Source organism: Synechocystis sp. LEGE 06083 (assembly GCF_015207725.1).
In the GTDB taxonomy this organism is placed as follows: domain Bacteria; phylum Cyanobacteriota; class Cyanobacteriia; order Cyanobacteriales; family Microcystaceae; genus Synechocystis; species Synechocystis salina.
On record NZ_JADEWJ010000004.1, the window covers coordinates 1 to 12,843 of the forward strand.

Genomic DNA, 12,843 nt, shown 5'->3' on the forward strand with positions numbered 1-12,843 from the left:
CAAAATAAAATCTGTTTGATTTTGTACTACTCGTTGATACAATTCCTTTGAGCCTTGGAGTTCTTCCCTTTCCTGTTCTAGGGTTTGTTGCAACCGCAGGGCCATAGCATTGATGGCCTTGGCTAGTTGTTGAATTTCTGCAAAGGCCATTGGTTCAGACACTGGCCTTTCCAAACGACCTCCGGCCAGACTCTGACTTGCCGTGACTAGTTTCCGTAGCGGTTTGATAACCGACCAAGCAATATAGAAGCTAGCTAGGGTGGGAATTAGGAAAATGACAATGCCCAAAACCAAAAAAAGAGGAACATTGTTATTAAGTTGGTCAAAAAAATCCAATTGTGGTGCTAACAAGAGCAAGACCACCCCAGTCAGCAAAACCTGGAGTACTGAGGGAAAAATCAGTACCCAATGCAAATAAATTGGTCTTTTTGATAAAAAATTACCCAATGCTAGTCAAAAATTCTTTATATCAATGGAAAGGTAAACATACTGAGAATTTAACAGTAGCTACCCACCACCATGGTAATTTGTTTTTTGGGTGATCGTCTGTTCGTGAGGGATCAACTGGTTGAGGTAATGGGCTTTAGGCCTTAGGAGCTTAGGAACTGGGCAATTTTTCCGGTCAAAAATGATAGCTGAAAGAGATTAACTACGCCTAATCAAACAAGAATGCGGGGTAGGCGGTGTTTGAAGCCACAGAGAATTTCCCAGGAGATGGTACCCAAAGTAGAGGCCCAATGGTCTGCGGTGATTTGGCGATCGCCGTCTTGGCCAATGAGAGTAACCACTTCCCCCACTTGGGGGTTATCAATACCCCGTAAATCCACCATCATTTGATCCATGGTAATGGCCCCAATTTGTCGCACTGGTTGGCCCCGCAGCAGCACTTCCAATTGATTGGAAAGATTACGGGGGACGCCATCGGCATAGCCAATACCCACCACCCCCATGGGCATGGTTTCTTCACTGACGAATTGGTGGCCGTAACTAACCCCAGTGCCGGGGGGAATGGTTCTGATCTGAGTGATTTTGGCCCGCACCGTTAATACGGGTTTTAAATCCAGGCGATCGCCTAAATGGGGGGCGGGATAAAGGCCATACAAACCTAAACCTACCCGGACCATGTCGTAGTGCCAAGCAGGGCCGTGGAGGGTAGCCGCAGAGTTGGCTAAATGTAATTGGGGTATGGGCAATTGGGCTTGACGCAAACTGGCGATCGCCGTGGTAAAACGCTGCTGTTGCTGGAGCATGGTGGCGGTGTTGGGATCGTCCGCCGTGGCCAGATGGGAATATAAACTGGCTAGCTGTAGTTGGGGTAAAGATTGCACCAAACCAACAAAGTTGACCGCTTGGGGCCAGGGGGTACCGAGCCGAGTCATGCCCGTATCTAACTTGAGATGTACTGGTAAAACCTTGCCCAACTTAGCCAAAATATCGTTAAACAATTGAGCTTGTTCTGGGGAGCAGAGGGTTGGTTGTAGCCGCCAATGGGCAATGGCTTCAATTTCCTCTGGGCTATTAATCCCCCCCAGGATCAAAATGGGGGCGGTGATGCCCGCTTCCCTCAGTTCGATGCCCTCCCCCAAAGTGGCGATCGCCAACCAATCGGCTCCGGCCTGTAACGCAGTTTGGGCCACTCGAATTGCTCCATGGCCATAGGCATCAGCTTTGACCACCGCCATCAAATTGGTTTTTGGCCCCACATACTGCCGGAACTGCTGGACGTTATGCACCAACGCCGCTTGGTCAATTTCCACCCAAGCCCGCTGACGAATCAATTCCGCCAAACGGTAGCCGGATAACGTTGACGAAACCCTAGAACTTTGTTCCGGGGAAGATTTAACGTCTCGACTCAAGACCATAAAGTTTACTCCTCTGCACCCAAATTCCCCAAGGGGATACGCCTAGGATAGGGGCAAAGTTGGAAAAGTTCCAGTTCCCCAGGATAGAAATTGGTTTACCCCAACCACAATTTCTGTGGCGAATGAATTTCACGGGTAAAGAAAAATGCAGCAACCACAAAAGCTACTGCATTTCCCTGTATTTTCTACCCGGAGGTAGAACGACGAATAATCGCCGTTTGAATAACCGATGTACGAAATTATTCTTACCCTTGGATCGATAACAGCTATACTGACAGAGGATTAACCATGGGACTCAACTCTATTCTAACGAAACGGTGGATTTTCGGCAAATTCGACAACAGGAACTAAGGAAAGCCCTGTCATATCGAAGACTGGTTTCCTACCGTATTTCCAACAAAGAGGGTCACGCTGATATATTTGGGAATTACCTCTGGAATATTGCGTTGAGTGAGTGCTTTTATCCATTACTACAAAGCTATGAAATAACTTTAAGAAACCACTTTGACCATGCAATTTATTGTCTTTATGGTGAAGATTGGCTTCTTCCAACTACAAAAGCCCATTCATTTCTTTGTGATAAAGATAGGGAAAAAATTCAAAAGATCATTCAAAGTCAAGATGGAGAACTAAGGCATAATCAAATTCTTAGCTCTTTGACTCTGGGATTCTGGACAGCATTGTCCTACAGGGAATATGAACATAAGCAAAAACTTTATCCTGTCCTATTTAAAAACAAAGACTTTATGCCCCAATTACCCAGATCTCTGAGAACTAGAGCAACGTTGTCCAAGGAATTGGGAAATATCAATAAATTTAGGAACAAAATATTCCACCACGAACCAATCTGTAATAACCCCAAAATTAAGCAACAACACGACAAAATTCTTGAAGTAATTGGTTGGATGAGTCCAATAGTAGCGGAAATTACAAGAAGTCTATCTCGGTTTGATGAAATTCAAAAAAGCAAAGACAAATACTTGCAAATGGCGAGGGAGCTGCTAAAAGAAGAAAATTAGGGCCTAAAACGAAAAGACTTTCTCGACCCTAATTCACAGACATTGGAGTTTATTTAATTTTCTACGGAAAAAACTAAATTTCTTTGTTGACGAAAGGTAACAAAGCTACCAAACGGGAGCGCTTCACCGCAGTGGTTAAATCCCGTTGTTGTTTAGCGGTCAAACCAGTGATGCGTCGGGGGAGAATCTTGCCCCGTTCAGTGATGAATTTACGCAATAATTCCGTGTCTTTATAATCAATCGGTTGATTGGGGGGTAGGGGAGAAAGGCGTTTACGGTAGTAGTTCATGGAGATTAGCGAAAATAACTTGATAGGGTGCTAGTTTGGGCATCTCGGTTACAAAGCGGATACCGAACTAAGGAAAATAATCACAGACCAGGGAAATTATTTGGTTTCCTTGTGGATGGTGTGTTTGTTGCAATGGGTGCAGAATTTTTTCAGTTCCAACCGGGCGGTGGTGTTACGACGATTTTTCATCGTGGTGTAACGATTAACGCCATTAGAACGTTTGTCGGGGTTACTGCGGCACTCGGTGCATTCTAGGGTGATGACGAGGCGTGCCCCCTTACCTTTTTTAGCCATAACTGTTGCGGGAAGGAATACGGTAATTTATACGCAAACTCTGATTATTGCACAAATTAGCCTTGGGACAAAATTCGCTCCTTGGTCATGGGCCGTCAATCTGCGGCGGTGGTAAAGCCGAACACTTCGCCGTAGAAAGCGAGTTCCGACTCCAGGGCTTTTTTAATGTTGGCGGCGATGCGGAAGCCATGTTCTTCCTCGGGAAAAGCCACATATTCCACCTTAATGCCCTTGGCTTTGAGGGCTGCTACCATCATTTCCGTTTGGTTGGGGGGCACCACTTTATCCTCTAAACCTTGGAAAAAAATCACTGGGCAAGTAAGTTGCTCCGCATGGTTCACTGGCGATCGCCGTTCGTATAAGTCCTTTCTTTCTGGATAGGGACCAATCAGACCATCTAGATAACGGGCCTCAAATTTGTGGGTATCGGTGGCTAGGGCAGTCAGATCACTGACCCCGTAATAGCTAGCCCCAGCTTTAAACGTATTGTGGAAAGTTAGGGCCGCCAGGGTGGTGTAACCCCCCGCACTACCGCCGGAAATAGCCAGTTGCTCCCCATCAACTAGACCTTGGTCTGCCAGGTAACGGGCCGCACTGACACAATCCGCCACATCGACAATGCCCCACTGCCCATTCAACCGTTGACGATAATCCCGGCCATAGCCCGTACTGCCTCCGTAATTGACATCCACATAGGCGAAACCCCGACTGGTCCAATACTGAATTTTTAAACTCAGGGAATTGCCGGCCGCTGCGGTGGGGCCACCATGGCTTTTGACCAAGAGGGGAGGAAGGGCATCGGGGGGGCCTTGAAAATCACCGTTGGTGGGGGGATAGTACCAGGCATGGGCAGTTTGCCCATCATCACTGGCAAAACTGATTGCTTGGGGCCGGGCAAGGTAGGCCGGATCGAGGTCAAAATCGCTGGCCACGTTGAGAATTTCCGTTTCCTGGGCTTCCACCGCCAGGGCAATTACCGCCGAGGATGTGGTGGGGCCACTGCCGATGAACCAGAGGGTTTTGCCGTCACTGCACAGGGAAGAATAATTGCTGTAGGGCAGTCCCAAAATGCTTAACTGTTTACGGGAAGGTTTAAGTTTGCCCAACTGCCAAGCACCATCCTGGGTGAAGGTACAAATAATAGTGTCAACATCAACAAAGGTATAACTCCGCAGGCCGAATACCCAATGGGGATAGGCAAATTCTGCGTCGAGGGGAAAAACGTTATCCACTTCCCCTTTGTGATAGCGGTACAAATTCCACCAATCGGATCGATCGCCGACAAAATATAAACTGCCGTCGGGGCACCATTGGGGTTCATGGATGGATTCGTTACCTGTCTGCCCAGCAATGATTTTAAGATTACTGAGGTTTCCTGCTTGGTCAATGTCGGCCAACCATAGCTGGGTCCCATCCCAGGGCATATTCGGGTGGTCCCAGGTAATCCAAGCCAATTTCTGCCCATCGGGACTAAGGCGGGGGGAAGAATAAAAATCATGGCCCGTGGCGATCGCCGTGACTTCTCCGTTTTCTAGGCTAATGGCGGCGAGAAAATTTTCCGGTTCTTTTTCTTCTGCATTGTGACGTTCACCAACAGCAATTAACCTTTGTCTGGGTTGATCCAAGACAAAATCAGCAAAACGGCAGTCCGGTGTATGGGTCAACTGATGTGGTTCCTGCCCCAAGCCTTGGACGTAAACCTGTTGGTCGCTGAAATTACTGAAATAAATCCCATTTTCCGTGACTAAAAAGGCTCCACCACCATATTCGTGCACCCTGGTGCGGACATTGAAGGGGGCCGGGGTGACATCCCGCACAGTGCCATCGGCTCGACGTTGCACCAACACATTACGTCCTTTTTCCGCCGGTCTCGCTTCCAGCCAAAACAAATCCCCGCCGCTGTTTTGCACCGCTCCCAAACCAATACTCCCCGCCAACAGAGCATCGGCCGTAATTGGCGATCGCCAGGAACCATAGTCAGAAGTCTTTGGGGTTTTCATAAATCGCAAGGAGAAGAGATGCGTATCTTAATACAAAAAAGTGAAGCTATTAAGATTTGGATGTGGCAATAAGAATAATACCACTCAAAAATACAAAACCACCTATGGTGTTTTGATTGTTTATTTTGTTGAAACTAGATGAACGACCAAATGTCGAACCAGCAGAGGTATTCATATTGACTCCAATTAAGGATATAGCTAAACCTGCTAACAATAAAATAGCCCCAAATGATTGTTGTTTTAACGAGTAGTCTGATTTGTCAGTGTTACCTTGGCTTTTTTTAATGAAATCTTCATACTCCTCAAAATTTATTCTAACAATTTTGTCAGAGTCCCATAGGTGAATAATAATTTCATTATTTACTTTTTTTGTCTTCCTAATATTGCTAGGTTTTGTTCCAATTATTTTAGACAAATGAACTCTACTAATAAACATTTTTTACGAAGGTTATAAATTACTTTGTTTTTCGAGTACGGTTAATAGTAATTTTGACTTAGTGTAGAGCTGTTTGCTAAATTGATTTTCATTTCCCTTTCAGTATACAGAAATAGGCAACTGGGCGATCGTTTTAATTGACTTCATCGTGAGATCCGATATCAATTAGAACTATTTCTCCTGTAGCCTAGCTTCCTCACATAGTACACTTTGTTTGAAATCGAGTACGACAGCAAGCCTATTTCGGGGTTTGCCTCTTCACTCCCAGGTAAGTCGTACAAGAAGACTGCGCTATATTTAGTGTTTTCATCTAAATTTCGTAACTATTGGTAGAGCCTGCGGAATGTAGGCTGTAGGGTTTCATGATTTTTCTCAAAGTTAAAAACGGTACGACAATCGTATTCAATTTAAGCAACAGTTTCAGGCACTAACTTTTCCTGTTCTGTCCAGAACCATTTGATCGTTTTTGCCAAGCCTTGATCCAAGCTGGTTAGCTGCAAATCCGGCATGAGACCCTGGAGTTTTTTCACCCCTAAGCATTTAGACTTAGCCCCCACATAACGGCTGGTGTCAAATTCAATCAAATTGAAGTCGTAGCCCACTTCCTGGCAAATTAACTCCGCAAAACGACGAATGGTAAACTCTTCCCCGGCACCAATATTAACCAAATCATTATCCACAGTGGCCGCCAGTTCCAGGGCAATACGGGCAAAATCCTCCACAAAGACCAGTTCCCGCCGCTGATAACCATCTCCCCAGAGAGTAACCGTTTCACCGTAGAGCTTACCCCGAATAATTTTGCGAATCAGATCAAAAATAAAGTGCATTTGCCGTCCGTCGGTGTGGTAACCCGGGCCATATAACGTTGAAGGCACTAGGCAGAGGTATTTCAGCCCATATTGTTTTTGTAATGCCAAAGCCCCCGCATAGAGCATCCTTTTGGTCATGGCGTAGGTGAACAAACTGTCAATGGGTAAACCAGTGAGGTAATATTCCTCCTCCAAGGGCAAATTAGGGTCATAGGCGCAACTGGTGCCCATAAAAATCAACTTCGCCTGGGGTTGTTGACCGTGCCACCAATCTAGGACGTTAGTGTTTAATTTTTGGTTGATCAACCACTGTTCCCCCGGATGGGACAAACAAAAATCTCCGGCCTGAGTCCAAGCCGCCAAGTGATAAATTTGGTCGAAACTACCGGGAGCAAACTGGTGCAGGGAATCCGGTTGGGTCAGGTCACAGTTACGAGAATTGATTTTGGTTAGCTCATGGCCCTGGGCCTCAAGTTGATTGCAGAGGGTTGTGCCCAAAAAGCCCGTGCCGCCGGTGACCAAAATTTTCATTCGCTTACCTTGCTAGAATCTCAAAATTATTCTGTTTCACCATCATACAAGGGCAGGCGAAGATAGCTCTATTTTGATTTTTGCCAAGTAGTTGAAACAGAAGTAAGAGACGACCTAGAAGAAAGAAGCATCACTAAAATTATGGGTAAAGACTTTAGGCTTGGCGACAAGACTTTGAGAACCATTGAAGTAATCACGCCAAAAAAGTCATTTCAATAGTTGATAAATCTCAACCTGTAAATTAGGGTAAAAATGAAAAAGATAGTGATTAAACCGGAAAAATTCTCTTAAGAGACAGGGTAAATCCCGGTAAAATTTCTTCCCCCGATAATGTATCTGGATTTTGTAAAACTTCGACAGCTTGCCCGGGGCGATAAATTTCTACCCGTTTATTTTGCGGGTCGATCAACCAACCTAATTTTGCACCATTCTCCATATATTCCTCCATCTTTTCCTGGAGTTTTTTGAGACTGTCGGTTTTAGACCGCAACTCCACGACAAAATCAGGACAGAGGGGAATAAATCCTTCCCTTTCTTCTTGGGTAAGGGACTCCCAGCGTTCCCTAGCAAGCCAAGAAGCATCCGGCGATCGGTTGGCACCATTGGGCAACTCAAACCCGGTGGAGGAATCAAATGCTTCCCCTAAATTGTCGTTAGCTTCAAACCAATAACTAAGCTGACCGGCAAGGTTAAGATTACGCTTACCAGTTTCGCCGCCGGTGGGAGGATTCACAATCAAAACTCCTGTTGCAGTGCGTTCTAGTCTTAAGTCTCGATTGGCGATCGCCAACTGGGCAAATTGCTCTGGGGTGACCTGGAGTGAGATCTGGTCGGGAAGATTGAGGGAAACTAATTTTCGGCGATCGAGGGTTGACACCATAACGATTAACCCGACAGGGGAAGTGTATTTTGATTTTAAAGTTTATTGGGGGAGCTAGACGAAATTACCCCAAGATTAAGTAAAGGTTAACCGAAGCTAAATAGGCTATGATTTTTCCACTTCAATGGCATAGAGTTGGGAGCAATGACCCATGGGGCAAAAAAATGAAGCAGTTATCTTAATCGGAGCTTTAGCCATTACCGGAGTGGTGGTGGCGGGGGGCGGTTGGTGGCTATGGCAACGGTTCCAGGCTGGCGATGAAAACCCAGGTGCGATGGTTGGTGAACCGAGCAAATTACCTCCTCCTCCAGAATTACAAGCTGCCGATGCGTTCCTCGCCCCAGCCCAAGTTCCAGCGGGCACCAAGGTGATCATTGATGGTTCCACCACCATGGTCAATATCAATGAGGCATTAAAAAATCAATTCCAGCAAACTTTTCCCGGCACAGTGGTGCAAACCGATGCCCAGGGCACCGACAAGGGGGTTGTTAGCCTAATTCTGGGCAAAGTGGATGTGGCGGCCAGTTCTCGTCCCCTCACTCCCCAGGAGCAAAGCCAGGGCTTAGCAGCGGTGCCGGTGGCTAGTGATACGATCGCCGTGATGGTAGGCAGAGAAAATCCTTTCAACCGGGGTCTAACGTTGGCCCAACTACGGGATATTTTTACCGGAAAAATCACTAATTGGTCTGAGGTGGGGGGACCAAACAGTGCCATTCAGGTGATCAATCGACCTTCTGAAAGTGGCACCCAACAAACCTTCGCCGCCCAAGTATTGCAAGGGCAAGCTTTTGGTCAGGGCGCAAATTTTCAAACCATGCCCAGGGATGCCACCACCCCGATCATTCGGGCCTTGGGTAGTAACGGCATCAGCTACGCCACCTATGGACAGGTAGAAAACCAGCAAACCGCCAAAATTTTGCCCATTGACAGCCTCAGTCCCAACCAGGAAAACTACCCCCTGCGACGGCAATTGTTTTATTTTTACAAAACTCCCCCCTCACCCCAGGTGGAAGCATTTTTGGGTTTTGCCACCAGTCCCCAGGGTCAACAGGCGATCGCCAATGCCGTTGAATAGGCCTATGGCTCCTATCAGTTCATATCACGGTAATTGAAATCATCTTGATCTTTGTATTCATACTGGTTGTCATTCTCATACTCATTGTCTTGTTCGTAGTCTAGGCTATTGTCATTGACGGATTTTTCGTCAGTTAGATCCTGATAATCTTCCTGGTTCATATTTTCATAATCCACTTGGTCCGCATCTTCGTAACCAAAGGGGTTGTTCGGGCTTTCCACTTCTCCAGCCTGGGCAGGGACAAACACCAACGCCCCAGCCCAAAAACTTAGTAGGGCCGTCAATAAGACAATGGGCGATCGCCGGGGGAGAGTAGGGGAGTTATTGACCATGACATTGATCTCCTATGAAGGGATGAAAGTGACTAGATTTTGACGCAATCCTGCCATTTAACGGTGCCGCCTTCCTCCACTAGGGCAGTATTACCCTTAGACCAAACCGTCAGGGAACCATTACTGTACTTAGTGCCAGAGGCTGATTCTGCTTGGGGGAGCACCATTGTCCGCCCATCCGGTAGGGTAACTTCAATGGCAGATCCTGCCACCATTTTAATCAACAGCGTTTCGGTCGGGGAGCAGTAGTAGGTTTGGGTCTCCTGTGCGTAGCTGGGCATCGCTAGGCCCAGGCCACCAAGAATTAGGGCAACTAAGGCAACTTTAGCGGGACGACCCAAAAGGGCGGAATAATAATTTTTCATAATCAATCGTGTCAATCACGCCTCCAAATACTGTGGCTGTTTTGACCAGCTAACCCAATTGTAGGCTTGGCAATGGAGTTCCTGAGTTTGCCACAGACCACTTCCCCAAACGGCTGATGTCCTGATAATTCAAGGTTTTTCGTCCTTCTCCAGCGCTTCAAAGGCGGCCAGGATTTCCTCCAAGGCGATTGCCATGTGGGTCCAGTGGGTGCCTCCCTGGCAAAATACAGTGTAGGGTTCCCGCAATGGACCATCAGCGGACAACTCAGAGGTACTGCCGTCAATAAAGGTGCCCCCGGCCATCACCACCTCACTAGCGTAACCAGGCATGGCGGCCGGTATGGGCTGGAGATAGGAACTGATGGGGGAAGCCCCCTGGAGCGATCGGCAAAATGCAATTAATTTTTCAGGACTGCCTAGTTGAATCGCTTGAATTACGTCCCGGCGGGGGGCCAAAGGAGTCGGGTTAACCGGGTAGCCCAATTGGTCAAATACGTAGGCCAGTAAATGGTTACATTTCATCGCTTCCCCCACCATCTGCGGGGCCAAAAATAAACCTTGGTAGAGGAGGCGATTTTGGTCAAAGGTGGCTCCCCCTTCCAATCCAATGCCTGGGGCGGTCAATCTGTAGGCCCCTGCTTCTACCCACTCTGCCTTCCCTGCTAAATACCCTCCGGCGGTGACAATAGTGCCCCCGGGATTTTTGATCAAAGAACCCGCCATCAAATCCGCCCCGATCGCCGTGGGTTCCACTGTCTCGATGAATTCCCCATAGCAGTTGTCCACAAAACAAAGGGTATGGGGATTTTGGGCTTTAACAATTTCGATAATTCTGGCAATGTCGGCGATCGCCAAACTGGGGCGCCAACTGTAACCACAGGAGCGTTGAATTAAAACTAACCTGGTTTCCGGACGCACCGCCGTTTCCAGCCCCTGCCAGTCCACCGTACCGGCCGCCGCGAGGGGCAATTGACGATAAGAAATGTTAAAGTCAGCGAGGGAGCCTTGACAACTTCCCCTAAGACCAATCACTTCTTCGAGGGTGTCGTAAGGAGCACCCACCGCCGACAGTAGTTCATCCCCCGGTCGCAAAATGCCGTACAACGCACAGGCGATCGCATGGGTTCCAGAAACGAACTGTACCCGCACAGCGGCCGACTCCGCCCCCATCACCTCTGCAAAAACCCTATCCAGGGTATCTCTACCTAGGTCGTCGTGGCCATAACCACTCACCCCCGCAAAGTGCTGTACCCCAACCCGATGGTGACGAAAAGCCTCTATGACTTTGTATAGATTTTGCTTGACCTTTGCGTCGATTTCCGAAAAGATTGGGACTAGGTTTTCTTCTGCTTGTTTAAGTAGTCCTGAATATTTCATTAAGATATTATTTAACTTTTGATGATGTTTGGGAATTCCCCTTAAACTATCTTCCAATCCCCGAGATCATCAACGATTCGATTTTCTTTGCTGATTGGTAAATTCCGGCGATGTTAAACCCATTAAACATTGAATACCTATATTTAAGCAAACTTTCCGACAATAGTTTAATCGTTTTTAGCAAGCGCCAATTATTCCGTTTTTTCGTTAGGTTTTTTTCATGACTGCTGCTCTTCCCAACGATTCCAAGCCCAAGCTAACTCCTGCTTGGACTGTGATCTTCTTTTTCACCTCCATTCATTTGGTGGCCCTTTTGGCTTTCCTCCCCCAGTTTTTTAGTTGGAAAGCAGTGGGGGTGGCTTTCTTACTCTATGTGATTACCGGCGGTGTCGGCATTACCCTGGGTTTCCACCGTTGCATTTCCCACCGTAGTTTTAACGTTCCTAAATGGTTGGAATATGTTTTCGTAGTCTGTGGCACCCTGGCTTGTCAGGGGGGCGTATTCGAGTGGGTTGGTTTACACCGCATGCACCACAAATTTTCCGATACTAATCCTGATCCCCACGACTCCAATAAAGGGTTTTGGTGGAGCCACATGGGCTGGATGATGTTTGAAATTCCTGCAAAGCAAGATATTCCCCGCTACACCAAAGATATTCAAGACGATAAATTTTATCAATTTTGCCAGAATAATTTAGTTCCTATTCAAGTGGTCCTGGGCTTGATTCTTTATGCCTTCGGTGGCTGGCCCTTTGTTATTTGGGGCATTTTTGTCCGCCTCGTGTTTGTTTTCCACTTCACTTGGTTTGTTAATAGTGCCACCCATAAATTTGGTTACGTTAGCCATGAATCTGATGATTATTCCCGTAATTGTTGGTGGGTGGCTTTGTTAACTTTTGGGGAAGGCTGGCACAATAATCACCACGCTTACCAATATTCCGCTCGCCATGGTTTGCGGTGGTGGGAAGTGGATTTAACTTGGATGACCATCAAAGCCCTATCTTTCCTTGGCTTAGCTAAGGATATTAAGCTGCCCCCAGAAACGGCGTTGGCCAATAAAACCTAGGCAATAATTTGACGGCATTCAGATAGTTCTCAAGCAGCGTTAAATTTTTCCAAAAACAATTATCTCCCTGTTGACTTAATTAAAGTTTAGACAGGGTTTTTTTATTGTCGTTAACCTAAGAGAAATATTAGTAGTAAAAATACTCCTGACGATGGCGTTGATGGTGCCAATTATTATTATCCCGACGCTCCCAACCATTCACCCGGCAGTTAACACAATTATTACCGCCATTGATAATAGTTAATTCGTCCTTGCCCCGATAATTGCGATTGTAGTTGTGGCCTCTGTAGTAACCGTTGGGATAGGTATTGCTGCGATTAGGCATAAAAATTGGCTGGCTAAAGCCTGGGGTGCCAACCCGATCGCCGGAATTGCTGTAGCCGGAATTGTTGTAGCGGTTATAGTTGCGGAATTGGGCGTTGGCACTGGGGGCAAAACTGGCCACAAGGCCAAGGGTGGCGATCGCCGTGAGTAGATGGTTGAGTTTCATGGTGTAAATCTCCGGGTA

At 47.0% G+C, this 12,843-nt stretch carries 15 protein-coding genes; 3 read left to right on the forward strand and 12 right to left on the reverse strand.

Annotated features, from left to right (window positions below; all coding sequences use genetic code 11):
* On the reverse strand, nt 1-414 hold a 414-nt coding region (locus IQ219_RS00460), incomplete at its 3' end, for a HAMP domain-containing protein (RefSeq protein ID WP_228016604.1).
* A gap of 245 nt (nt 415-659) precedes the next feature.
* Nucleotides 660-1,862, reverse strand: a complete 1,203-nt coding sequence (gene alr, locus IQ219_RS00465) for an alanine racemase (protein WP_194071366.1) — start codon at nt 1,860-1,862, stop codon at nt 660-662.
* A gap of 446 nt (nt 1,863-2,308) precedes the next feature.
* Here alr and IQ219_RS00470 point away from each other — a divergent pair, with 446 nt between their 5' ends.
* Nucleotides 2,309-2,881, forward strand: coding sequence for an Abi family protein (locus tag IQ219_RS00470; protein ID WP_194071367.1), 573 nt, complete (start codon nt 2,309-2,311; stop codon nt 2,879-2,881).
* Between the two features lie 73 nt (nt 2,882-2,954).
* Here the strand turns inward: IQ219_RS00470 and rpsR are convergent, their stop codons facing one another.
* The 6 genes from rpsR to IQ219_RS00500 all read right to left on the reverse strand — a co-directional run bounded on the left by rpsR (nt 2,955) and on the right by IQ219_RS00500 (nt 8,120).
* On the reverse strand, nt 2,955-3,170 hold the full coding sequence (gene rpsR / locus IQ219_RS00475) for a 30S ribosomal protein S18 (protein ID WP_010873737.1): 216 nt from the start codon (nt 3,168-3,170) through the stop codon (nt 2,955-2,957).
* 96 nt (nt 3,171-3,266) lie between these two features.
* Entirely contained in the window at nt 3,267-3,464 is a 198-nt protein-coding gene (gene rpmG / locus IQ219_RS00480; protein ID WP_010873736.1) for a 50S ribosomal protein L33, read from the reverse strand.
* 95 nt (nt 3,465-3,559) lie between these two features.
* Complete coding sequence (locus tag IQ219_RS00485; RefSeq protein ID WP_194071368.1) at nt 3,560-5,464, reverse strand: S9 family peptidase; 1,905 nt, start codon at nt 5,462-5,464, stop codon at nt 3,560-3,562.
* A gap of 49 nt (nt 5,465-5,513) precedes the next feature.
* The gene (locus tag IQ219_RS00490; RefSeq protein WP_194071369.1) at nt 5,514-5,900 is read right to left on the reverse strand and encodes a hypothetical protein; all 387 of its coding nucleotides are present in this window, start codon (nt 5,898-5,900) and stop codon (nt 5,514-5,516) included.
* Nucleotides 5,901-6,307: 407 nt separating this feature from the next.
* Nucleotides 6,308-7,240 (reverse strand): NAD-dependent epimerase/dehydratase family protein, encoded by a 933-nt coding sequence (locus IQ219_RS00495; protein WP_194071370.1) that lies wholly within the window; start codon nt 7,238-7,240, stop codon nt 6,308-6,310.
* Nucleotides 7,241-7,508: 268 nt separating this feature from the next.
* Nucleotides 7,509-8,120 carry a Uma2 family endonuclease gene (locus tag IQ219_RS00500; protein WP_194071371.1) on the reverse strand — a complete coding sequence of 204 codons (612 nt, stop codon included), beginning with the start codon at nt 8,118-8,120 and terminating at the stop codon, nt 7,509-7,511.
* Between the two features lie 151 nt (nt 8,121-8,271).
* Between IQ219_RS00500 and IQ219_RS00505 the strand changes: the two genes are divergently transcribed.
* Entirely contained in the window at nt 8,272-9,195 is a 924-nt protein-coding gene (locus IQ219_RS00505) for a phosphate ABC transporter substrate-binding protein (protein WP_194071372.1), read from the forward strand.
* A 14-nt stretch (nt 9,196-9,209) separates the two neighbouring features.
* Here IQ219_RS00505 and IQ219_RS00510 read toward each other — a convergent pair whose 3' ends face one another.
* The 3 genes from IQ219_RS00510 to IQ219_RS00520 form a co-directional block, all read right to left on the reverse strand.
* Nucleotides 9,210-9,527 carry a hypothetical protein gene (locus tag IQ219_RS00510; RefSeq protein ID WP_228016605.1) on the reverse strand — a complete coding sequence of 106 codons (318 nt, stop codon included), beginning with the start codon at nt 9,525-9,527 and terminating at the stop codon, nt 9,210-9,212.
* A 32-nt stretch (nt 9,528-9,559) separates the two neighbouring features.
* Nucleotides 9,560-9,892: an MliC family protein gene (locus IQ219_RS00515; RefSeq protein WP_194019800.1), complete on the reverse strand. Its 333-nt coding sequence runs from the start codon at nt 9,890-9,892 to the stop codon at nt 9,560-9,562.
* 129 nt (nt 9,893-10,021) lie between these two features.
* On the reverse strand, nt 10,022-11,269 hold the full coding sequence (locus IQ219_RS00520) for a methionine gamma-lyase family protein (protein WP_194071373.1): 1,248 nt from the start codon (nt 11,267-11,269) through the stop codon (nt 10,022-10,024).
* 220 nt (nt 11,270-11,489) lie between these two features.
* Here IQ219_RS00520 and IQ219_RS00525 point away from each other — a divergent pair, with 220 nt between their 5' ends.
* Nucleotides 11,490-12,335 carry an acyl-CoA desaturase gene (locus IQ219_RS00525; protein ID WP_190597852.1) on the forward strand — a complete coding sequence of 282 codons (846 nt, stop codon included), beginning with the start codon at nt 11,490-11,492 and terminating at the stop codon, nt 12,333-12,335.
* Between the two features lie 127 nt (nt 12,336-12,462).
* Here the strand turns inward: IQ219_RS00525 and IQ219_RS00530 are convergent, their stop codons facing one another.
* Entirely contained in the window at nt 12,463-12,825 is a 363-nt protein-coding gene (locus tag IQ219_RS00530) for a hypothetical protein (RefSeq protein ID WP_194071374.1), read from the reverse strand.
* Nucleotides 12,826-12,843: the final 18 nt, after the last annotated feature.